Source organism: Streptomyces sp. NPDC023838 (assembly GCF_040639555.1).
GTDB lineage: Bacteria > Actinomycetota > Actinomycetes > Streptomycetales > Streptomycetaceae > Streptomyces.
Window position 1 is genome coordinate 1 of record NZ_JBFAAD010000022.1, and the last position, 20,992, is coordinate 20,992.

The following is a 20,992-nucleotide window of genomic DNA, read 5'->3' on the forward strand; positions in this document are numbered from 1 at the left end:
TTGTACACATCCACCTGCGCCCGCCCACACGACGGACACGACACAATCTCCAGACGACGCTGACGCAGATTCAACGACTCCAGAATCTGGATCCCCACCTTGATCTCCTCCGCCGGCGGCGCCGACAGAGAAACCCGGATCGTGTCACCAATGCCCTGACTCAGCAGCGCACCGAAAGCCACCGCCGACTTGATCGTCCCCTGGAACGCCGGCCCCGCCTCCGTCACACCCAGATGCAGCGGATAGTCACACCGAGCCGCCAGCTGCCGGTACGCCTCGACCATCACCACCGGATCGTTGTGCTTCACCGAGATCTTGATGTCCCGGAAATCATGCTCCTCGAAAAGCGACGCCTCCCACAGCGCCGACTCCACCAGCGCCTCAGGAGTCGCCTTCCCGTACTTCTTCAGCAGCCGCGCATCCAGCGACCCCGCGTTCACACCGATCCGGATCGGCGTCCCCGCGTCCTTCGCCGCCCGCGCGATCTCCTTGACCTTGTCGTCGAACTGCTTGATGTTGCCCGGATTCACCCGCACCGCCGCACACCCCGCGTCAATCGCCGCGAACACGTACTTCGGCTGAAAATGAATATCCGCGATCACCGGGATCTGCGACTTCTTCGCGATCGTCGCCAACGCATCCGCGTCGTCCTGCGTGGGGCAGGCCACCCGCACGATCTGGCAGCCCGACGCCGTCAGCTCCGCGATCTGCTGCAACGTCGCGCCGATGTCCGACGTACGCGTCGTCGTCATCGACTGCACCGAGACCGGAGCATCCCCGCCAATGGCCACCGACCCGACCTGGATGCGCCGCGAGGGGCGGCGCATCGCCGGCGGCCGGGTCGGCAGCGCGGGGAGGCCCAGGGAGACGGGCTCTCCGGTCCTCATCACGTCACCCGCGGTTTCCCTGCACGGTCTCGCGGACCGCGCGCAGCGACTCCTTGAGCGACCCCATGGTCGCGAGGACGGCGGTGGGCTCGTAGCCGCAGTGCGCCATGCAGTTGGCGCACCGGTCGTCCTTGCCCCGGCCGTACTTGTCCCAGTCCGTCTCCTCGACCAGCTGCCGGTACGTCGGTACGTACCCGTCGCTCATCAGGTAGCAGGGCCGCTGCCAGCCGAAGAGCGAGTAGTTGGGGATCGCCCAGGCCGTGCACGGGAAGTCCGCCTTGCCCTCCAGGAAGTCCAGGAAGAGCGGGGAGTGGTTGAGCCGCCAGCGGCGCCGGTTGCCCCCGGCGAACGCCTTCTTGAAGAGCTCGCGGGTCTGCTCGACGCCCAGGAAGTGCTCCTGGTCGGGCGCCTTCTCGTAGGCGTACGCGGGCGAGATCATCATCTCGTCGACCTGGAGGTCGTCGTTGAGGAAGTTGAGCACCTCGATGATCGTCTGCGGGGTGTCGGTGTTGAAGAAGGTGGAGTTGGTGGTGACCCGGAAGCCCTGGCGCTTGGCCTCCTTGATCGCCGCCACCGCCTCGTCGAAGACGCCCTCCTTCGCCACCGACTCGTCGTGCCGCTCGCGCAGGCCGTCGATGTGCACGGCGAACGCGAAGTACGGGGACGGGGTGAACTTCTCCAGCTTCTTGCGCAGCAACAGGGCGTTGGTGCAGAGGAAGACGTACTTCCTCTTGGCCACCAACTGGCGCACGATCTCATCGATCTGAGGATGCATCAGGGGCTCGCCGCCCGCGATGGAGACCATGGGGGCGCCCGACTCCAGGACGGCGCCCACGGCCTGCGCCACCGGCATGCGCTGCTTCAGGATCCCGGCCGGATGCTGGATCTTCCCGCAGCCCTCGCACTTCAGATTGCAGGCGAAGAGCGGCTCCAGCTCGACGATCAGCGGGAACTTCTCACGCTTGCGGAGCTTCTGTTCAACAAGATAGGTCCCGACCCTGATGGACTGGCGAAGCGGCATGGCCATCTGGCTCACCTCCTGGGGAGCGGCAAAGAACGGTGCCATTCAAAGAAAGCGGGAAGGACGGCACGAAGAACGCGGAAAGCTGATATTCCACCGCGTACCGTGCCGATCCGGACGAGTTCATGTTCTGGAGCGTCCACGACCACCCGTACGGCCGCAACCGGACGCTCTCCGGCCCCGACGGCGCTCCACAGCGTCGCCGCGGACTCCATGTCCACGGCGATCGCCCCGGTCGCGCGCAGCTCGGCCCGTTCGTGACCACGCACCACGTGGTCGGAGCCGAGGAGCGGACCGGTGTGCACGGTGCGGCCAGGCAGCGCGGCTTGCAGCGCCTTGGCCAGCACCTCCGTACCCACGCAGGCGGTGGTGCCGCGCGGGTCGCGGGTCTCTTCGGCGACGACCAGGTCCCCGGGGTGCATCCCGGGGGCCAGGCCCGCACAGAATCCGGAGGCGATCACGGCCGCCTCGCGGTTCTCCGCCGTGCCCAGGCCCCGCAGCACGGCCCGTTCGGCGGCCTTCGGGCCCATACCGCTGCGCAGCACGGTCACCACCTGCCCGGGGGCCCGGCCCCGGCCGCCGCTGCGCAGCGCCAGCTCCTCGATGGTGAGCGCACAGGCGACGAGCAGCGGTACGGGTTCCGGGGGGACCAAGGGACGTACGTCCATCACTTCCCCTTGGGAGCGGCGAGGGAGAACGGTTCTCCATGGACATAGCGGCCGAGCGCGGTGAGCGGGAACACCTGGCGGTAGAGGTGGTAGTTGATCGAGAAGTCCCAGGGGAAACCGGTGCCGGTGAAGTACGGCTCGTCCCAGGAGCCGTCCGCCAGCTGGGTCCCGGCGAGCCAGGCGACGCCCCGCTCGACCGCCTTGCCGTCCCGCTCCCCCGCCGCGAGGAGCGCGAGCAGCGCCCAGGCGGTCTGGGAGGCGGTCGAGGCGCCGTGCCCGATCCACTCCTCCTCGCGGTAGGAGCGCAGGTCCTCGCCCCAGCCGCCGTCCTCGTTCTGCACCGACTCCAGCCAGGCGACGGCCCGGCGGATCGCCGGGTGCGAGGCGGGCAGCCCGGCGGCCGTCAGCGCCGGGACCACCGAGCCCGTCCCGTAGACGTAGTTGACGCCCCAGCGCCCGAACCAGGCGCCGCTCGCCTCCTGTTCGGCCAGCAGCCACTCGATGCCGCGCCGGGCGCGCGGCTCGTGGGCCCGGCCCTCGACCGCCAGCATCTCCACGACGTGCGCGGTGACATCGGCCGACGGCGGGTCGATGACCTCGCCGAAGTCGCAGAACGGCAGCCGGTTGGGGAACGGGCTGGTGTTGTCGGCGTCGAAGGCGGCCCACGCCCCGTTCCTCGACTGCATGCCGAGCGTCCACCGCGCGGCCCGGCGGATCGCCCCCTCGACCCGCTCGGGGTCGGGGTGGCGCACCCGGCGCAGCGCGAGGATCACCTCGGCGGTGTCGTCGATGTCCGGGTAGTTGTCGTTGTGGAACTCGAACGCCCAGCCGCCCGGCGGCAGTTGGGGCTTCTTCACCGCCCAGTCGCCCGGCCGGACGATCTCCTCGCCGAGCATCCAGTCCACGGCCTTGACCAGGGCCGGGTGGTCGGCGGGCAGCCCCGCGTCGGCGAGCGCGATGGTGGCGAGGCAGGTGTCCCACACCGGGGACTGGCAGGCCTCGATCATCCGGGCACCGTCCTCGCGCCACACCGCGAACCGGTCGAGGGATTCAAGACCGGCCCGCATCACCGGGTGCTGGAGGTCGTAGCCGAGCAGGTGCAGGGCGATCACGGAGTAGACGGCGGGCGGCTGGATCCCGCCCCAGCAGCCGTCGTTCTCCTGGCGCTCGACGATCCAGCGGGCTGCGGTGTTCATCGCGGCGCGGCGCAGCTTGCGCGGGGCGAGGCGGTGGTAGACGTGCAGCGCCTTGTCGAGCCGCTGGAAGACGCCGTCCCAGCTCGCGGCGGGGGCGAGCTTCTGGGCGGGGTTGGGGTCGCGCGCGTCGGTGTGCAGCTCGTCGAGCGCGAAGGGCGCGGGCCGCACCGGCCGCTTGGCGGAGACCACGGTGAGCGGCACGATGGTCTGCCGGGCCCAGCAGCCGAAGTCGTAGATGTTGAGCGGGAACCACTTGGGCAGGAAGATCAGCTCCGGCGGCAGCTCCGGCAGGTCGTCCCACTTCCACCAGCCGAACAGGGCCAGCCAGATCCGGGTGAAGACCCGGCAGGCGGCGATGCCTCCCTGGCTCCTGACCCACGCCGAGGCCCGCGCCATGTGCGGGTCGTCCGGCCGGTCCCCGGCGAGCCGCAGCGCCACGTACGCCTCGACGGTGGCGGAGAGCTCGGGCGGGCCGCCGTAGAACGTGGCCCAGGTGCCGTCCTCGCGCTGCTCGCCCCGGATGAAGAGCGCGGCCGCCCGGAGCGTCTTCTCGTCCTGGATCCCGAGGAACTGACGGAGCAGCAGGTCCTCGGCGTCCATGGTGACGTTGGTCTCCAGGTCGCCCTTCCACCAGCCGAGGGCGTCCTGCCTGCCGAGCAGGTGCTCGACCGCGCGGTCCGCCGCCCGCCGGGCGGCGTCGAGCACCTCGTCTTCGCCGGGGGGTGGTGCGGTCGGTTCGCTGGCCGCGGCGGCCGGGGGCCGCGGGGCCCCGGCGCTTCCGTCGGTCGTCGCTGTCATGGCTTCCCCTTAATGCAAGTGCAGTGGAACTTCTGCTGTGCTGGGGTCTCCGTCGGACGCGGCCCCCTGGCGGGCCCGCTCCGGCGACGTCGCGTCATATGCGAATGGTGATCATCTCTTCCGTACGACCACGAAGTCGGCCAGCGCGGTCAGCTGCGCCCGCACCCGCTCGGGCATGTCGACGGCGCCCAGCGCGTCGATCGCGATGGTGTGCTGCCTGCGCGCCTCCTGCGAGGTCCACTCCCGGCCGCCCGCCTCCTCGATGAGCGCCGCCCGGGTGGCGAACTCCTCTTCGGAGAAGGTGTCGAAGTCGTTGCTCTTGGCGTCGGCGGCGAGCAGCTCGCCCAGGCGCTCCGAGGCCGGGCCGCCGGCCGCGAGCGCGGCCACCACCGGCAGGGACTTCTTGCGCTGGCGCAGGTCGCTCCAGGTCTGCTTGCCGGTGGCCTCCGGGTCGCCCCAGATGCCGAGCAGGTCGTCGACGGCCTGGAAGGCGAGGCCGAGGTGGTAGCCGTACGCCTCCAGCGTGTCGGCCATGCGGTCGTCCGCGCCACCGAGCACCGCGCCGATGGAGCAGGCGCAGGCGAGCAGCGCGCCGGTCTTGTTGCCCTCCATCTCCAGGCACTCCTCGACGGTGACCCGCTCGCGGTGCTCGTAGGAGATGTCCTGGGCCTGGCCGTCGATGAGCTTGCGGGTCGCGGTGGTCAGCCGGCGGGTGGCGCGCCCGGCCTCGACCGTGCCGAGCTCCAGGAGGACCTCGTTGGCCAGCGCGAAGAGCGCGTCGCCGACGAGGATCGCCTGCGCCGGGCCGTGCACCTTCCACACCGTGTCCCGGTGGCGGCGCTGCTCGTCGCCGTCCATCAGGTCGTCGTGGAGCAGCGAGAAGTTGTGGACGAGCTCGACGGCGACCGCGCCGGGCACGCCGACCTCGGGCCGGGCCCCGGCCGCCTCGGCGGAGAGGAGCGCGAGCGCGGGCCGCACGGCCTTGCCGCCGTCGCCGTCCGCCGGGTTGCCCTGGGCGTCGATCCACCCGAAGTGGTAGGCGGCGACGGTGTCCATGGGAGCGGCGAGCCGGTCCACGGCCGTGCGCAGCACCGGCGTGGACAGCGTCCGCCCGCGCTCCAGAAGCGCGGCGACGTCCACGGTGTCGACAGCCGAGTTCGCCGAAGGCACAGTCGGCACGGTCTCTCCTCTTGTTCCAGTGCTGCTGACAGTCATGCCGCCTCCTGAAGCGGGTGGGCGTGGGAGCGGCCGAGTACGGCCAGAGCCGCGCCCGCGGCGCTGAATCCGCTGCGTACGGCGCCCTCCATCGTCGCGGGCCAGCCGGTGGCGGTCCACGCGCCGGCCAGGTAGAGGCCGGGAGCGTTGGTGCGCGCGCCCGGGCGCAGCCGTCCGACGCCGGGGGTGGGGGCGAACGTCGCCGTACGCTCCCGGGTCACGAAGAAGTCCCGTACGCCCGCGCCGCGCGCGGCGGGCAGCAGCCGTTCGAGCTCGGGCAGGTAGCGCGCGCGCAGCGCGGCCACCGGCGCGTCGATCTCGCCCTCGGCAGCCGACTGGGACACCGCCAGGTACTGGCATCCCCGCCCGCCGGGAGACCCCGTCAGCCCCGAGGACTCGGTGCGGTCGAAGACCCACTGCACGGGCGAGCCGAGGGCCGCGAAGAACGGCTGCCGCAGCACCTTGCGGTCGTAGACGACGTGCAGGTTGAGGATGGGCGCGGTGCCGATGTCGAGCAGCTTGCCCGGGTCGTCGAGCGCGCCGTGCGGAAGCAGGTCGTGCGCCTCGCGCTGCGGGACGGCCAGGACGACCACCTCGGCGTCCAGCGTCTCGCCGCCCACCTCGACCCGCCAGGCGCCGCTCTCGGTACGGGAGACGGAGTCGGCCTTGGTACGGGTCTCGACGCGGACCCCGGCCGAGGCCAGCGCCTTGCGGGCCAGCGTGTCGTGGAGCTCGCCCAGCGGCACGTGCGCCCAGCCGATGTCGGCGGCGCCCGGCTCGGAGAGGAGCCCGGTCTTGAAGACCATCGCGGCGAGCCCGAGGGAGGCGTGCGGCGCGGTCGCGTTCAGGGTCGCCACGCCCACCAGGTCCCACAGGGCCTCGACGGTGCGGGCGGACTGGCCGTGGCGGCCGAGCCAGGTCGCGAAGTCCACCCCGTCGAGCGCGGGGTCGGCCGGGTCGAGGCCCTTGAGCGCGAGTGCGGCGCGCCCGACGGAGGCCCGCTCGGCGAGCGAGAGGTGCGGATAGGTGGCGAGGCTCCTGGCCAGGTGCAGCGGTACGGGCAGGGCGCTGCGGCGCAGTCGGCCGAGCCGGGGGCCGCGCGGGTGGGCGACGTCCAGGACGGGCACGTCCAGGCGGTCCTGGAGGGGCGCGAGGTGGGCGCCGCCGACCCGGTCGAGGAACCAGCGGTAGGCCGTGCAGCAGCGCAGGTAGACGTGCTGGCCGTTGTCGACGGTGAGTTCGCCGCGCCGGAAGGAGAAGGCGAGGCCGCCCAGGCGCGGGCGGCCTTCGATCAGGGTCACGCCGAGGCCGGCGCCGGCCAGTTCGAGCGCGGCGGTGATTCCGGCCAGTCCTCCGCCGACGACCACCGCGCGTTCGGGCTGCGGGGTTGTCATGCGTCCTCCCCTCCGGCCGTGCCGGTGTCGTGCGCACGCCCGGCCGTCGCAGTCAGGGACGCCCTGGCCGGAGCGAGGGTTGCACGCCCTCCGCACGTAATGCTCCTCGGCCGCACGTCCAGGTGCCCATGGGCCATCAGGCGCGCCTCCTGGCGGTCTGCCGGGAGACGGTACGGGTGTCGAGCCCGGACAGTCCGCGTACCGCCACGTACGCCTTCTCCCGGCCGGGCAGCGAGACCCGGCCGCGCAGCACGGCCTCCGGGTCGCGCTCGATGCGGTCGAGCAGGCGGCGGTAGATTCCGGCCATCGCGGCGACACAGGCGCCGCTGCGCCGGTCGAGCATGGGCAGCAGCCGGTAGCCCTCGGCGAACAGCGCCCGGGCGCGGCGCACCTCGAAGTGGACCAGCCCCGCGAAGTCGGAGCCGGCGGGCGGGGCGGCGGTGTGGAAGCCGGCGGCGCACCCGAATTTCGCCAGGTCGTCGGCGGGCAGATAGGTGCGCCCGTTGCCCGCGTCCTCGCGAACGTCCCGGAGGATGTTGGTGAGTTGGAGGGCCAGGCCCAGCGTGTCCGCGTACTCTGCGGCGCGCTCGGTGCCCAGTGCGCCCGGTTGTGTACCGAACACGCCCAGGGAGAGCCGGCCGATGGCGCCCGCGACACACCGGCAGTAGACCTTCAGGTCGTCCCAGGTCTCATAGGCCTCGCCGTGCACGTCCATCAGGACGCCGTCGATGAGCTCGTCGAGCCCGTCCAGCGGGATCGGGAAGCGGCGTGCCGCGTCCGCGAGCGCCACGGCCACCGGGTCGGTGTCGTCCTCCTCGACCGCGCCCTCGGCGATCCGGCCGAGCAGCGCGCGGGTGTCCTCCAGGCGCTGCTTCTTGGCCTCGGGGGGCAGGGCGCCGTCGCCGATGTCGTCGACGCGCCGCGAGAACGCGTAGAGCGCGGACATCGCCTGGCGCTTGTCGGTCGGCAGCAGCCGGATGCCGTACGCGAAGTTGCGCGCCTGCTGTCCGGTCACCGCCTCGCAGTAGCTGTACGCGGCCTGTACCGGCGCGGACACGTGTGCGTGTGGATCCACGGTCCGGCTCACCCCTCTCTACGCGCTCTACGCAACACGGCTCCCACTTCGCGCAGCAGACTGGACTTGGTGGGCTTGGGCGGTCCAGGGAGTACGTCGTGGCCGGCGGCAGCGACCGCGTCGAGCGCGGCGCGTCCTCCGGCCACGAATCCGGCCAGCAGCAGTCTGAGTCTGCCGTGGACGCTACCCACCAGGGAGGTGCCTTCATTCAGCAGCTGTGCGGCGCGTTCCGCTTCGAACGCGACCAGGGCACGTACCGACGCGCCCCCGTGCGGCGCGGCCAGATCGGCCTCCGTGACGTGGAACCGCCGCATGTCCTCGGCGGGCAGGTAGACGCGGTCCCGCCCGAGGTCCTCGGCGACGTCCTGGAGGTGTTCGACGATCTGGAGCGCGGTGCAGACGGCGTCCGAGCGGCGGACGCGCTCGGGGCTCTCGGTGCCGGTGATCGCCAGCACCAGGCGCCCCACGGGATTGGCTGACAGTTCGCAGTACGCGACCAGGTCGTCGTAGGTCTCATACCGCCTGACCTGCTGGTCCTGCCGGTTCGCCGCGATCAGGCCGAGGAACGGGCCGGGGGTGAGCGAGCGGCGGCGGACCGTGGGCTGCAGGGCGCGCAGCAGCGGGTGGTGCGGGGTGGAGTCGAAGACGCGGCCCAGATCCGCCTCGAAGGCGTCGAGCATTACGAGCCGGTCGTCCGCGTCGGTGGGCGCCACGCCCAGGTACCGGGCGTCGGCGCCGCCGGGAGCCAGGTCGCCGTCGCCGATGTCGTCGACCAGGCGGGCGTAGCCGTACACGGCCATCAGGTCGTCGCGCCAGGCGCGCGGCAGAAAGAAGGGGGCCACCGGGAAGTTCTCCTCCGTGGCCTTGTCGAGCGTGGTGCGCGAGGGGGAGTCGGTGCGCACGTCCCGGACACCTGTCACCAGGGGCCGCCCGGTACGGGAACGGCGGAAGTCTCTCGTAGCTGGAGATTTCCCGTAGCCATTGCCGTCACATCTCCCGTTCTACACCGCCGACCCAAAACATCCCATTTCGGACACGCCGCCGAGCCTCCCGAGTGGAGGACGGCTCCCGCGCGGGCTGCCCGGGGCGGTACCGCCCGTCCGTCACGATCAACACCGGTACAGCTTACGTTGTACAACGCCTGACAACACGTCGGGGTGCTGCGCGCATTACAAGAACACTTCAATCCGCGCCAACCTTCCCCCGGCGCAGGCGACTTGACGCAGCCTTGACATTCCGGGCCGTCCTGCGGGCCGCCCCCAAGGACGCGAAGGCCCCCGCCGGGGTTGATCGGCGGGGGCCTTCGGCGTCGTTCGAACGGTGACCGCGTGTCAGCGCCCCGTCTCCTTCTGGTACGCCTTGACGACCTCGTCGGTGGGGCCGTCCATCAGGAGCTCGCCCCGCTCCAGCCAGAGCACCCGGTTGCAGGTGTCCCTGATGGAGCCGATGCTGTGGCTGACCAGGAAGACCGTGCCCGCGTGCTTGCGCAGCTCGCGGATGCGCTCCTCGGAGCGGATCTGGAACTTGCGGTCACCGGTGGCCAGCGCCTCGTCGATCATCAGGACGTCGTGGTCCTTGGCGGCGGCGATGGAGAACCGCAGCCGGGCCGCCATGCCCGAGGAGTACGTCCGCATCGGCAGGGTGATGAAGTCGCCCTTCTCGTTGATGCCGGAGAAGTCGACGATCTCCTCGTACCGCTCCTTGATCTCCTCGCGCGACATGCCCATGGCCAGGCCGCCCAGGATCACATTGCGCTCGCCGGTCAGCTCGTTCATCAGCGCGGCGTTGACGCCGAGCAGCGACGGCTGGCCGTTGGTGTACACCTTGCCCTTGGCGGGCGGCAGCAGCCCGGCGATCGCCCGCAGCAGGGTCGACTTGCCCGAGCCGTTGGTGCCGATCAGGCCGATCGCCTCGCCGCGGTACGCGGTGAAGGAGACGCCCCGTACGGCGTGCACCTTGCGCATGCCGCGGGACTCGCCCTTGTCCCCCTTCACTATCCGGCTCAGCGCGGCGGTGGCGCTGCCCCGGCCGCCGCCCGCGCCGTTGACCGTGTACACGATGTGCACGTCGTCGGCGATGACGGTCGGGATGCGCTCGCCGCTCGCGTCGGCGAGCCGGTTGTTGTCCTCAGCCACGGCCGTACTGCTCCTCTGCCTTCCAGAAGTACACGAAGCCCGCGGCGCCCACCACGAGGGCCCAGCCGACCGCCACCAGCCACACGTGCGGCGGCAGGTTGTGGGCGCCGTACCCGTCGATCATGGCGAACCGGGCCAGGTCCATGTAGACCGCGGCGGGGTTCACCTGGAGCACCTGGGCGAGCCAGTGCGGCTTGCCCTGGAGGACCACCTTGATGCTGAACATCACGCCCGACGCGTACATCCAGGTGCGCAGGACGAACGGCATCAGCTGGGCCAGGTCCGGGGTCTTGCTGCCGAGCCGCGCCATGATCATCGCGAGGCCCGTGTTGAAGACGAACTGGAGCGCCAGGACCGGCACCATCAGCAGCCACGAGGCCATCGGCATGGTGCCCGACGCGATCACCACGAGGACCAGGACGATCATCGAGAACAGCAGCTGCTGGAGCTGCTGCAGCGCGAAGGAGATGGGCAACGAGGCGCGCGGGAAGTGCAGCGCGCGCACCAGGCCGAGGTTGCCGGAGATCGCCCGGACGCCCGCCATCACCGAGTTCTGGGTGAAGGTGAACACGAACACGCCCGTCACCAGGAACGGGATGTACACGTCCGAGGGGATGCCCCGCTTGGCGTTCATCAGCACGCCGAAGATGAAGTAGTAGACCAGCGCGTTGAGCAGCGGGGTGGCCACCTGCCAGATCTGGCCGAGCTTCGCCTGGCTGTACTGGGCGGTCAGCTTCGCCTGCGAGAACGACAGGATGAAGTGGCGCCGCCCCCAGAGCTGGCGGCAGTACTCGAGCAGCCCCGGCCGGGCGCCGCTCACCGCCAGGCCGTGCTTGGCGGCGAGGTCCGCCGGGGACAGAGTTGTGTCACTCACAAGTGGAAACTTTCGCTTTCAAAGAAGTACGCCCGATGATCCGAAGTGCCCAGGGCCGGATGGCCCACACCCGAAGTGCTCAGACCCGAGAGTGTCAGATGACGGGCGGACGGCCCAGCCGGGTCAGCCGCCAGACCGTACGCCACCTCATGGGGCGGCGCGGACCACAGGGAGTGGTCCAGCCCTCCTTGAAGCCGCCGAACCACGCCTTGAGGGCGGGCCCGGAGGGCTTCCTGGCGAGCGTGAGCAGCATCCAGACCCCCAGATAGACGGGGACCAGCGGGGCCGGCAGATTGCGCCGGGCCAGCCAGACCCGGTTGCGGGCCACCATCCGGTGGTAGACCGCGTGCCGGGACGGCGCCGTCGTGGGGTGGAACAGGACCATGTCCGCGCGGTAGTCGATCATCCAGCCGGCGTCCAGCGCCCGCCAGGCCAGATCGGTCTCCTCGTGGGCGTAGAAGAACTCGTCGGGCAGCCCGCCGACCTCGGCGATGACCTTGGTGCGTACGGCGTTGGCGCCGCCCAGGAAGGTCGTCACGCGCGAGGAGCGCATCGGGTCGGAGGCGCGCAGCCGAGGGACGTGGCGGCGCTGGGTGACCCCGGTCTCCGGATCCGCGATGCGGAAGCTGACGATGCCGAGCTCCGGGTCGTCGGCGAACGCCTGACGGCACAGCTCGGCCGTGTCGGTGTTCGGCAGCAGCCCGTCGTCGTCGAGGAAGAGCAGGATGTCGACCTCGGCGCCGGACGGGCCGAACGCCTCGATGCCGACGTTGCGCCCGCCCGGGATGCCCAGGTTCTCGGGCAGCTCCACGGTCCGCACGCCCGCCGGGACGTCCGGGACCGGGGCGCCGTTGCCGACCACCACGACCTCGACCGGGTCGCCGTCCTGCTTGGCGACCGAGTCGAGCAGCGCGCGCAGCTCCTCGGGGCGGTTGCCCATGGTGATGACGACCGCGCCGACCTTCACCGGGGCGCTCACTTGAGCCTGCTGGAGGCGAGGATGGACACCAGGTGCAGCACGCTCTGCAGGAGCGCGATGCCCGCGAGGACGGCGACGCCGAGCCGGGAGAAGAACAGGTCGTCGCGTACGTGGTCCACGATCGCCAGGACCAGGATCAGCAGGGACGCCTCGATGCCGAGGATCAGCCGGTGGAACTTGAGCGCACCGGCGGCCCTGCGGGCCAGCGCCACGCCGGACGAGCGCGGCTCGGACGCCGCCTCCTTGACCGGCGGCATGCCCTGCTGGTGACGGGCGACGCCGACGAGGTCGGTCTCGGACTTGATCAGGACGGCGCCGAGGGCGGCGAGGGTGCCGAGGAAGGCCCACAGCCAGTCGATCCGCCCGGAGCCCCAGACGTCGGCGGCGCGCAGGCCGAAGCCGACGAGCACCGCGGCGTCGAGGACATAGGCGGCGACCCGGTCCACGTAGACGCCGACCATCGAGTACTGCTTCTTCCAGCGGGCGACCTCGCCGTCGACGCAGTCCAGGAGCAGATAGACCTGCGCCATCACCACGCCGAGCACGGCGCCCCAGATCCCCGGCACCAGCAGGGCCGGTGCGGCGAGGGCGGCGGCTACGGTCATCACGTAGGTCAGCTGGTTGGGCGTGACCCGCGTGGTCACCAGATGCCGGTCGACGCGCAGGGAGACCTCGCGCATGTAGAGCCGGCCCCCCCAGTGCTCGCCGCTCCGCCGGTCCTTGACGCCCGGAGGGTGCACGACCGGGCGGAGTTCAGCTACCGATGGCTTTTGCATAGTCGGCGTAAGCGTCCTTGATCTGGGCTGCGGACAGGTTGAGGTGTTCCAGGATCGTGAAACGGCCCGGCCGGGTCTGCGGCGCGTAGGCCACCGCCCGGACGAACTCGTCGGCGGAGAAGCCGATTTCCTCCGGCAGCACCGGCAGGCCGTGCCGCCGCAGTACCTCCGTGAAGAGACCGGCCTGTTCGGCGGCGCCGCGCAGGTGCATCGCGAAGGCGGCGCCGAGGCCGACCTGCTCGCCGTGGAGCGCGGAGCGCTTGGGGTAGAGCAGGTCGAAGGCGTGGCTGATCTCGTGGCAGGCGCCGGACGATGGGCGGGTGTCGCCGCTGATCGACATGGCGATGCCGGACAGCAGCAGGGCCTCGGACAGCACCGTGAGGAACTCGTCGTCGCCGACGCCGCCGGGGTGGCGCAGCACCGACTCGCCCGCGGTACGGGCCATGGCGGCGGCCAGGCCGTCCACCGGCTCGCCGTTGACCTGGTGCGAGAGCTCCCAGTCCGCGATCGCGGAGATGTTGGAGATCGCGTCGCCGATGCCCGAGCGGACGAACCGGACCGGGGCCTCGCGGATGACGTCGAGGTCGATGACCATGGCGATGGGCGTGGGCACGCCGTAGGAGCCGCGGCCGTTGTCGTTGTCCAGGGTCGAGACCGGCGAGCAGATGCCGTCGTGCGAGAGGTTGGTGGCGACCGCGACCATGGGCAGCCCGACCCGCGCCGCGGCGTACTTCGCCACGTCGATGATCTTGCCGCCGCCCAGGCCGACGACCGCGTCGTACCGCTTGCCCTTGATGTCGTCGGCGAGCTGCACGGCCGAGTCGATGGTGCCGTCCGCGACCGGGTACCAGTCGGCGCCCGGGAGCACCGGCGCCAGCTTCTCGCTCAGCGCCTGGCCCGAGCCGCCGCTGACGGCGATCGCCAGCTTGCCGGAGGCCGAGATCCGCTGGTCGGCGAGGAGGCCCGCCAGGCCGTCCAGGGCGCCCCTGCTGATGTCGACGACGACCGGCGACGGGATGAGCCGGGTCAGTACTGGCACGCGATCTCACGGCCCTTCGCGAGGTCGTCGTGGTTGTCGATCTCGACCCACTTGACGTCGCCGATCGGCGCGACGTCGATGGTGAAGCCGCGGTTGACGAGCTCCTGGTAGCCGTCCTCGTAGTAGAGGTCGGGGTCGCGCTCGAAGGTGGTCTTCAGCGCGTCGGCGAGCTCGTCGGCCGCGGAGCCCTCGATGAGGGTGACGCCGATGTACTCACCGGTGGCGCTCGCCGGGTCCATCAGCTTGGTGATCTTCTGGACGCCCTTCTCGTCGTCGACGATGACCTTCATCTCCTCGTCGGCGAGGTTCTTCACCGTGTCGAGGGCGAGGATGATCTTCTTGCCGTCGCCGCGGGCGGCGAGCAGCGTCCTCTCGACGGAGACCGGGTGCACGGTGTCGCCGTTGGCGAGGATCACGTCGTGCTTGATCGAGTCACGGCCGCACCACAGGGAGTAGGCGTTGTTCCACTCCTCGGCCTTGTCGTTGTCGATCAGCGTCAGCGTGAGGCCGTACTTCGCCTCCAGCGCGGCCTTGCGCTCGTAGACGGCCTCCTTCTTGTAGCCGACGATGATCGCGACCTCGGTGAGACCGATCTCGGCGAAGTTGCCGAGGGTCAGGTCGAGGATCGTGGTGTCGCCGTCGACGGGCACGAGGGCCTTCGGGAGCGTGTCGGTGTAGGGGCGCAGACGCCGTCCGGCACCGGCTGCGAGTACGAGGCCGATCATGCGGGTTCTCCTTCGTCATGTACTGCGGGTGCTCCGGAGGACACCCAGAAGCGGATGGACTCCACGACCACCAGGAGCGCGATGGCTACCGCGAGGGCGGTGAGCGCCAGGGTGAAGTCCGTGCCGCGGTCGGCGAGGGCCGCCGCGAGCACCGCGACCACCAGCGTCCGCCCCTCGTGGCCGCCGGCCAGCCGCACCAGCCAGCGCGGCGGCGCGCCGGAGCCGCCCTTGATGCGGTAGACCGTGTCGTAGTGATGGTAGGCGACCGCCGCGACCAGTCCGAAGGCCGCGGGCAGGGCCCCGTCCACCTCGGAGCGGGCGGCCAGCGCCAGGACCGTGCCGTATTCGGCGGCCCGGAAGAAGGGCGGCACCAGCCAGTCGAGGGCGCCCTTGAGGGGGGCGGAGACGGCGGCCGAGGCGAACAGCGCGTACACCGCCGCGCCGACGATCACGTACGGGCCGTCGAGGTCCTGGGTGAGGGCGGCGGCCACCACGGCGGCCGCGCCGAGCAGGGCGAGGACGGGCGCGGTCCAGGCGCCCCGCACCCGTGCCGCCTTCGCGAGGAGCTCCGCGAGCGGTCCGCTGTCCGCGAGGTCCGCCAGCGCCCGAGCGGCGCGGTCCGTCCGGGTCGCCCGGCGCGTCAGCGAGCGCAGCACGCGCCCGGCCGTGGTGTAGGTCGCCGCGAACGCGCAGCCGATGAGCAGCACGTAGAAGACGGTGCGGGGGGTGGTGACGGCGGTGAGGACCGCGATCATCGCCCAGCGCTCGCCGATCGGCAGCACGATCATCCGGCGCACCCAGACCGTCCAGCCGACCGAGTCGAGCTTGCCGGAGAGGGCGGCGGTGGGGCTGGTGTTGGCCGTGGCGTCGTGGTTGGCCTCGTTGAACGAGAAGTCCACGACGTGGCGGCAGGTCTGGAGCACCATCGCGCCGAGCGCCAGCGCCCACACGTCGTCGCCGCCGCGGGCCGCTCCCAGCGCCAGGCCCGCGTAGTACGCGTACTCCTTGGCCCGGTCGAAGGTCGCGTCCAGCCAGGCGCCGAGCGTGGAGTACTGGAGCGAGTAGCGGGCGAGCTGCCCGTCGGTGCAGTCCAGGACGAAGGAGAAGAGGAGCAGCACGCCGGCCGCGACGAAGCCGCCCCGGGTCCCGGTCGCCGCGCAGCCGGCCGCGATGAGCGCGGTGAGCAGCGAGGCGGTGGTGACCTGGTTGGGGGTGAGGCCCCGGCGGGCGCACCAGCGGGCGAGGTAGCGCGAGTACGGGCTGATGCAGAAGGTGGTGAAGAACCCGTCGCGGGACTTCACCGCCGTCCGCAGCCGGACGGCCTCGTCGTCCACGGCGTCCACGGCCTTGCGGGCGGCGAAGCCGGCCTCGGGCCCGGCGGGCACGGTGGCCACCAGCGAGCCGAGTTCTGGGCGGTGCACGGCTACGCCGCCGTCCTCCAGGGCGGAGGCGACGCGGTCGGTGAGGACGCCGGCGCCGGTGGCCGGGGCGTTCACGGCGACCGAGGCGCCCGCGGCGGCCGGAGCGGCGGGCCCGGTGAGGTCCGCGAGCGCGCGCGTGAGCGCGGGGCGGGCCTCCGCCTGGACCGCCAGGGCACCGGTGACCGCCGCCGCCGGGAACCGGGGGTCGGTCAGGGCGAGGCGCAGGGCGTGCGTGTGGCCCACGAAGGACGGGTCGACCAGGGCGACCCGCTCACCGGACGGAACCTCGGCGAGCAGGCCGGGCAGGTCCTCGGGCCGCTGGGCGGACCGTACGTCGAAGCCCAGCGAGCGCAGCTCGGGCCCGAGCTGCGACCCGGGGACCGGCAGGCCGGTCAGGATGGCGGTCGACAGACGAACTCACTCCTTGGAGCTGGCATGGCTGATGTCCGACGGCGCGGCCCGGCCCGGAAACAAGCGGCGGGGCGGCACGTCGGCAGAGGCTATCGGGAGGCTATCGGATGCGTGGAACCGGGAGTTCATCGCCTGTTTACGCCCCGATCGGGCCCTGCGGCAGGGGGTTGCCGCGTGGATCATCATCGTCGATCAAGGCCGCGCCCCACAAACCGCCCCCCGTCCGCCGCTCCCGGGGCTCCGCGCCGCGGCGGACGGCCGTGCACCGCTCTGACCTGCGACGCCTGTGCGAATGACGTACGAACTCGGCGCGGATGGCGTTTCCGCAGGTCAGGGCATATGACAACGGTGTTCAGTGCCGTGTTGCCCCATACCCCCCGCCCGTAGTTCACTGACCCCTCGTACGCAGATCGCACATCCTTGCCGACCGTCTGAGAGGTGGCCTTCCATGGGCGCTGGGCACGACCACGGGCACACCCACGGCGGGCCGCCGCCCACCGGGACGGCCGCGGCGGCGTACAAGGTGCGGCTGCGGGTGACCCTGGGCATCACGCTGGGCGTGATGGTGGTGGAGATCGTCGGGGGGCTGCTCGCGGACTCGCTGGCGCTGGTCGCGGACGCGGCGCACATGGCGACGGACGCGCTCGGGCTGGCGATGGCGCTGCTGGCCATCCACTTCGCCAACCGCCCGGCCGGCCACAACCGGACGTTCGGCTACGCCCGCGCCGAGATCCTGGCCGCGCTCGCCAACTGTCTGCTGCTGCTCGGTGTCGGTGGATACGTGCTGTATGAGGCGGTCCAGCGGTTCATGGAGCCAGCTGACACCTCGGGCCCCACGACGATCGTTTTCGGCCTGATCGGTCTGGTCGCCAACATGGTCTCGCTCTCGCTCCTGATCAAGGGCCAGCAGGAGAGCCTCAATGTGCGCGGCGCCTTCCTGGAGGTGCTCGCGGACGCGCTCGGCTCGGTGGCCGTACTGCTCTCGGCGGCGGTCATCATGACGACGGGCTGGCAGGCCGCCGACCCGATCGCCTCGCTGGTGATCGGCCTCATGATCGTCCCGCGTACGGTGAAGCTGCTGCGGGAGACGCTGAACGTGCTCCTGGAGGCCGCACCCAAGGGCGTCGACATGAGCGAGGTGCGGGCGCACATCGTGGCCCTGCCGGGCGTCGAGGACGTCCACGACCTGCACGCCTGGACGATCACCTCCGGGATGCCGGTGCTCTCGGCCCATGTGGTGGTCAGCCAGGAGGTCCTGGACTCGGTGGGCCACGAGAAGCTGCTGCACGATCTGCAGGGCTGCCTGGGTGATCACTTCGACGTGGAGCACTGCACCTTCCAGCTGGAGCCGAGCGGCCACGCGGCCCACGAGGCCCGGCTCTGCCACTGACCGGCACGGCACCGAAGCCCCCAACTCGCTCGCATGTTCGATGATTCCGCTCCGGCGCGGCTGGGCACGATCCCTTCTTCAGTGGTGTCGCGCACCCGACGCATTACGGACATGCGCCGCCCGTCGAAGTGCGGACACGCCGCTTTTGTACGGCAGACTTGGCAGCCGAGGACCGAAGCGAAGGATGGTTATGCCGACCACACCAGCCACTACGGCGAGCAGCTCGTCGAACGGGACCGCCGAAGAGATCTTGCTCGAACTGGTCGACGAGAGCGGCAATACCATCGGCACCGCGGAGAAGCTCTCCGCCCACCAGGCCCCCGGCAAGCTGCACCGGGCGTTCTCCGTCTTCCTCTTCGACCCCACGGGCAAGCTGCTGCTCCAGCGCCGCGCGCTCGGCAAGTACCACTCCCCCGGCGTCTGGTCGAACACCGCCTGCGGGCACCCCTACCCCGGCGAGTCCCCCTTCGCGGCCGCCGCCCGGCGCACCCACGAGGAGCTGGGTGTCTCGCCCTCGCTGCTCGCCGAGGGCGGCACGGTCCGCTACAACCACCCGGACCCGGACTCGGGCCTGGTGGAGCAGGAGTACAACCACCTCTTCGTCGGCCTGGTGCAGGCGCCGGTGCGGCCGGACCCGGAGGAGGTCTACGAGACCGCTTTCGTCTCGCCGCAGGAGCTGGCCGCGCTGCACGAGCGGGCCCCGTTCTCCGCGTGGTTCATGACGGTCCTGGACGCGGCCCGGCCCGCGGTCCGGGAGCTCACGGGGCCTGCCGCGGGCTGGTGACCGCACCGGGGACCGGCGCCAGCGGCAGGGCCACCCAGATGATCTTGCCGCCGCTCGCGGTCTGCTCGACGTCACAGGCCCCGCCCGCCTCACAGGTGATCTCGCGCACCAGCAGCAGTCCGCGCCCGCCCGTCTGCCCGTAGTCGGTCTCCAGGGCCTTGGGGCGGTAGGGGTGGTTGTCCTCCACCGAGACCCGGATCCACTCGGCGCCGATGGCGACCTCCACGGCCACCTGGGGGGAGAGCAAGGCCGCGTGTCTGACCGCGTTGGTGACCAGCTCGGAGACGATCAGGAGCAGTCCCTGGACGAGGTCGTCGTGGACGGGCACGCCCTGGCGGTGCAGCAGGTCGCGCACGGCGTGCCGGGCCTGCGGGACCGAGGCGTCGACCGCGGGGGCCGTGAAGCGCCAGACTCCCTCGTACGGGAACGGCCTGGCCGGTGCGGCGTCGGGTGGCACGCTCCCGCGGATCTCCATGTTCCGGCACCCACCCTCGCACTCGGCTGTCAGGCTCTTGGTAACGAGTGTTGGGAGTGGGATGGTCGACACCGCCCAGCTGAACAGAAGTCAGCGCGTATCGACGCCTTCTGATCGCCATCGCCCGCCGATGTCACTTCTCAAAGCGTCCCTGATCGCAGCCTGACGGCTTTGCCACGGCTTGCGGGGGTGTCTGCGGTACGGCTTCGGGCTCCCGGAGGCCGGTGTCGGTCCGCCCCCTCTTGATCACAGGAGCGGCCCGCCCGGATAGCATCCGGCGCATGGAGCCGCAGCTGGAGCACACCGTGGCGGACGGGGTGGCCACCGTCGTCATCAGCAACCCCGCCAAGCGCAACGCGATGACGGCCGGGATGTGGCGGGCGCTGCCGCCGCTGCTCGACGGGCTGGCCGCCGACCCGGACGTACGGGCCCTGGTGCTGACCGGCGCCGGACCGACGTTCTGCGCGGGCGCGGACATCTCCTCGCTGCGCGCGCCGGGGCCGGACGGGGACCCCCAGTCGCTCGCGGTGGCGGCCGAGGAGGCGCTCGCGGCCTTCCCCAAGCCGACGCTGGCCGCCGTGCGCGGCTACTGCGTGGGCGGCGGCTGTCAGCTCGCGGCCGCCTGTGACCTGCGCTTCGCCGAGGAGGGCGCCTCGTTCGGGATCACGCCCGCCAAGCTCGGCATCGTCTACGCCTCCTCCTCGACCCGGCGCCTGGCCGCCCTGGTGGGGCCTTCGGCCGCCAAGTACCTGCTGTTCTCCGCCGAGTTGATCGACACGGCGCGGGCGCTGCGGACCGGCCTGGTGGACGAGGTGCTGCCGGCCGGTGAACTGGACAAGCGGGTGGGCGAGTTCACCCGCGTCCTCACCGCCCGCTCGCAGCTGACGCAGGCCTCGGCCAAGGAGTTCGCGAACGGCCGCACCGACCGGGACGCGTACTGGAGGGAGCAGGCGCGCGGCAGCGGCGACACCGCCGAGGGCGTCGCCGCGTTCCTGGAGCGCAGGGCCCCGCGCTTCGGCTGGACCGCTTCGGGCTGAGGCGGCCCGCGCGGCCGGGTTACGCCACGACCGCGTGGTCGCCCGACCGCAGCCTCGCCACCAGCTCGGCCGGGGCCTTGGCGGGCGAGCCCGCGTCGTAGGGCGGCTGCGGGTCGTACTCGGTCAGCAGCTGTACCGCCTGCGCGTACTCGTCGCCCGCGAGGCGGCCGACCAGGGTGAGCCCCATGTCGATGCCGGAGGAGACCCCGGCGGCGGTGAGGTACTTGCCGTCGGTGACCACCCGCTCGCCGGTCGGCTCGGCGCCGAACGCGGCCAGGGTGTCGTAGCCGAGCCAATGCGTGGTGGCGCGCCGGCCCTTCAGCAGCCCGGCCGCCGCGAGCAGCAACGAGCCGCTGCACACCGACGTCGTCCAGGTGGTGGCGGCGTCGACGGCGCGCAGCCAGCCGATCAGGGCCTCGTCGCGGAGGGCCTCCCGGGTGCCGGGGCCGCCCGGGACGACCACGACGTCGGGGGTGCGCACCTCGTCGAGAGTCTTCTCGGCGAGGATGCGCAGGCTGCCCTTGTCGTTGGTCACGGGCCCGGCCTGCTCGGCGACGAAGACCGTCTCGGTGTCGGGCATGCGGCAGAGCATCTCGTACGGGCCGACGGCGTCCAGCGAGGTGAAGCGGTCGTAGAGCAGGATGGCGATCTGCATGGGGTTCCTCTCGTGACGGTGCATGGTCCTGACGGCG

General features: G+C 71.5%; 20 protein-coding genes. 3 read left to right on the forward strand and 17 right to left on the reverse strand.

From position 1 onward, the window contains the following. The 15 genes from ispG to AB0G17_RS24565 form a co-directional block, all read right to left on the reverse strand. Nucleotides 1-887 (reverse strand): flavodoxin-dependent (E)-4-hydroxy-3-methylbut-2-enyl-diphosphate synthase (gene ispG, locus AB0G17_RS24495; protein WP_361386621.1); only part of this gene is annotated, 887 nt, incomplete at its 3' end. A gap of 4 nt (nt 888-891) precedes the next feature. Further along, complete coding sequence (gene hpnH / locus AB0G17_RS24500; RefSeq protein ID WP_361386624.1) at nt 892-1,914, reverse strand: adenosyl-hopene transferase HpnH; 1,023 nt, start codon at nt 1,912-1,914, stop codon at nt 892-894. A 5-nt stretch (nt 1,915-1,919) separates the two neighbouring features. Then, a complete protein-coding gene (locus AB0G17_RS24505; RefSeq protein WP_361386627.1) occupies nt 1,920-2,576 on the reverse strand; it encodes a 1-hydroxy-2-methyl-2-butenyl 4-diphosphate reductase in 657 nt (218 codons plus the stop codon). Then, nucleotides 2,576-4,570: a squalene--hopene cyclase gene (shc, locus tag AB0G17_RS24510; protein ID WP_361386630.1), complete on the reverse strand. Its 1,995-nt coding sequence runs from the start codon at nt 4,568-4,570 to the stop codon at nt 2,576-2,578. Before shc ends, AB0G17_RS24505 begins: the two co-directional genes overlap by 1 nt. A gap of 111 nt (nt 4,571-4,681) precedes the next feature. After that, entirely contained in the window at nt 4,682-5,785 is a 1,104-nt protein-coding gene (locus AB0G17_RS24515; RefSeq protein ID WP_361386633.1) for a polyprenyl synthetase family protein, read from the reverse strand. Next, nucleotides 5,782-7,179, reverse strand: coding sequence for a hydroxysqualene dehydroxylase HpnE (gene hpnE / locus AB0G17_RS24520; RefSeq protein ID WP_361386636.1), 1,398 nt, complete (start codon nt 7,177-7,179; stop codon nt 5,782-5,784). The genes AB0G17_RS24515 and hpnE overlap by 4 nt, the downstream gene beginning before the upstream one ends. 136 nt (nt 7,180-7,315) lie before the next feature. Then, entirely contained in the window at nt 7,316-8,266 is a 951-nt protein-coding gene (hpnD, locus tag AB0G17_RS24525) for a presqualene diphosphate synthase HpnD (RefSeq protein ID WP_361386639.1), read from the reverse strand. Next, nucleotides 8,263-9,156 carry a squalene synthase HpnC gene (gene hpnC, locus AB0G17_RS24530; RefSeq protein WP_361386642.1) on the reverse strand — a complete coding sequence of 298 codons (894 nt, stop codon included), beginning with the start codon at nt 9,154-9,156 and terminating at the stop codon, nt 8,263-8,265. Before hpnC ends, hpnD begins: the two co-directional genes overlap by 4 nt. A 429-nt stretch (nt 9,157-9,585) precedes the next feature. Beyond that, a complete protein-coding gene (locus tag AB0G17_RS24535) occupies nt 9,586-10,389 on the reverse strand; it encodes an ABC transporter ATP-binding protein (protein ID WP_361386645.1) in 804 nt (267 codons plus the stop codon). Further along, nucleotides 10,382-11,263 (reverse strand): ABC transporter permease, encoded by an 882-nt coding sequence (locus tag AB0G17_RS24540; protein WP_361386648.1) that lies wholly within the window; start codon nt 11,261-11,263, stop codon nt 10,382-10,384. Before AB0G17_RS24540 ends, AB0G17_RS24535 begins: the two co-directional genes overlap by 8 nt. 94 nt (nt 11,264-11,357) lie before the next feature. Continuing rightward, on the reverse strand, nt 11,358-12,242 hold the full coding sequence (locus tag AB0G17_RS24545) for a glycosyltransferase (protein ID WP_361386651.1): 885 nt from the start codon (nt 12,240-12,242) through the stop codon (nt 11,358-11,360). Continuing rightward, nucleotides 12,239-13,018 carry a CDP-alcohol phosphatidyltransferase family protein gene (locus AB0G17_RS24550; protein ID WP_361386654.1) on the reverse strand — a complete coding sequence of 260 codons (780 nt, stop codon included), beginning with the start codon at nt 13,016-13,018 and terminating at the stop codon, nt 12,239-12,241. The genes AB0G17_RS24545 and AB0G17_RS24550 overlap by 4 nt, the downstream gene beginning before the upstream one ends. Further along, nucleotides 12,996-14,057: an iron-containing alcohol dehydrogenase family protein gene (locus AB0G17_RS24555; protein WP_361386657.1), complete on the reverse strand. Its 1,062-nt coding sequence runs from the start codon at nt 14,055-14,057 to the stop codon at nt 12,996-12,998. The genes AB0G17_RS24550 and AB0G17_RS24555 overlap by 23 nt, the downstream gene beginning before the upstream one ends. Beyond that, nucleotides 14,045-14,782, reverse strand: a complete 738-nt coding sequence (locus AB0G17_RS24560) for a phosphocholine cytidylyltransferase family protein (protein WP_361386660.1) — start codon at nt 14,780-14,782, stop codon at nt 14,045-14,047. The genes AB0G17_RS24555 and AB0G17_RS24560 overlap by 13 nt, the downstream gene beginning before the upstream one ends. After that, complete coding sequence (locus AB0G17_RS24565; RefSeq protein WP_361386902.1) at nt 14,779-16,614, reverse strand: DUF5941 domain-containing protein; 1,836 nt, start codon at nt 16,612-16,614, stop codon at nt 14,779-14,781. The genes AB0G17_RS24560 and AB0G17_RS24565 overlap by 4 nt, the downstream gene beginning before the upstream one ends. A 448-nt stretch (nt 16,615-17,062) precedes the next feature. Here AB0G17_RS24565 and AB0G17_RS24570 point away from each other — a divergent pair, with 448 nt between their 5' ends. Together AB0G17_RS24570 and idi are read left to right on the forward strand one after the other, a co-directional pair. Next, a complete protein-coding gene (locus AB0G17_RS24570) occupies nt 17,063-18,004 on the forward strand; it encodes a cation diffusion facilitator family transporter (RefSeq protein ID WP_361386663.1) in 942 nt (313 codons plus the stop codon). Nucleotides 18,005-18,194: 190 nt separating this feature from the next. After that, nucleotides 18,195-18,788 carry an isopentenyl-diphosphate Delta-isomerase gene (gene idi, locus AB0G17_RS24575; protein WP_361386666.1) on the forward strand — a complete coding sequence of 198 codons (594 nt, stop codon included), beginning with the start codon at nt 18,195-18,197 and terminating at the stop codon, nt 18,786-18,788. Here the strand turns inward: idi and AB0G17_RS24580 are convergent. Beyond that, the gene (locus AB0G17_RS24580; protein ID WP_361386669.1) at nt 18,763-19,263 is read right to left on the reverse strand and encodes an ATP-binding protein; all 501 of its coding nucleotides are present in this window, start codon (nt 19,261-19,263) and stop codon (nt 18,763-18,765) included. The genes idi and AB0G17_RS24580 overlap by 26 nt on opposite strands. A 281-nt stretch (nt 19,264-19,544) precedes the next feature. Between AB0G17_RS24580 and AB0G17_RS24585 the strand changes: the two genes are divergently transcribed. Further along, entirely contained in the window at nt 19,545-20,300 is a 756-nt protein-coding gene (locus AB0G17_RS24585; RefSeq protein WP_361386672.1) for an enoyl-CoA hydratase/isomerase family protein, read from the forward strand. A 19-nt stretch (nt 20,301-20,319) separates the two neighbouring features. Here the strand turns inward: AB0G17_RS24585 and AB0G17_RS24590 are convergent, their stop codons facing one another. Further along, nucleotides 20,320-20,955, reverse strand: coding sequence for a DJ-1/PfpI family protein (locus tag AB0G17_RS24590; protein WP_361386675.1), 636 nt, complete (start codon nt 20,953-20,955; stop codon nt 20,320-20,322). Between the last annotated feature and the right edge of the window lie 37 nt (nt 20,956-20,992).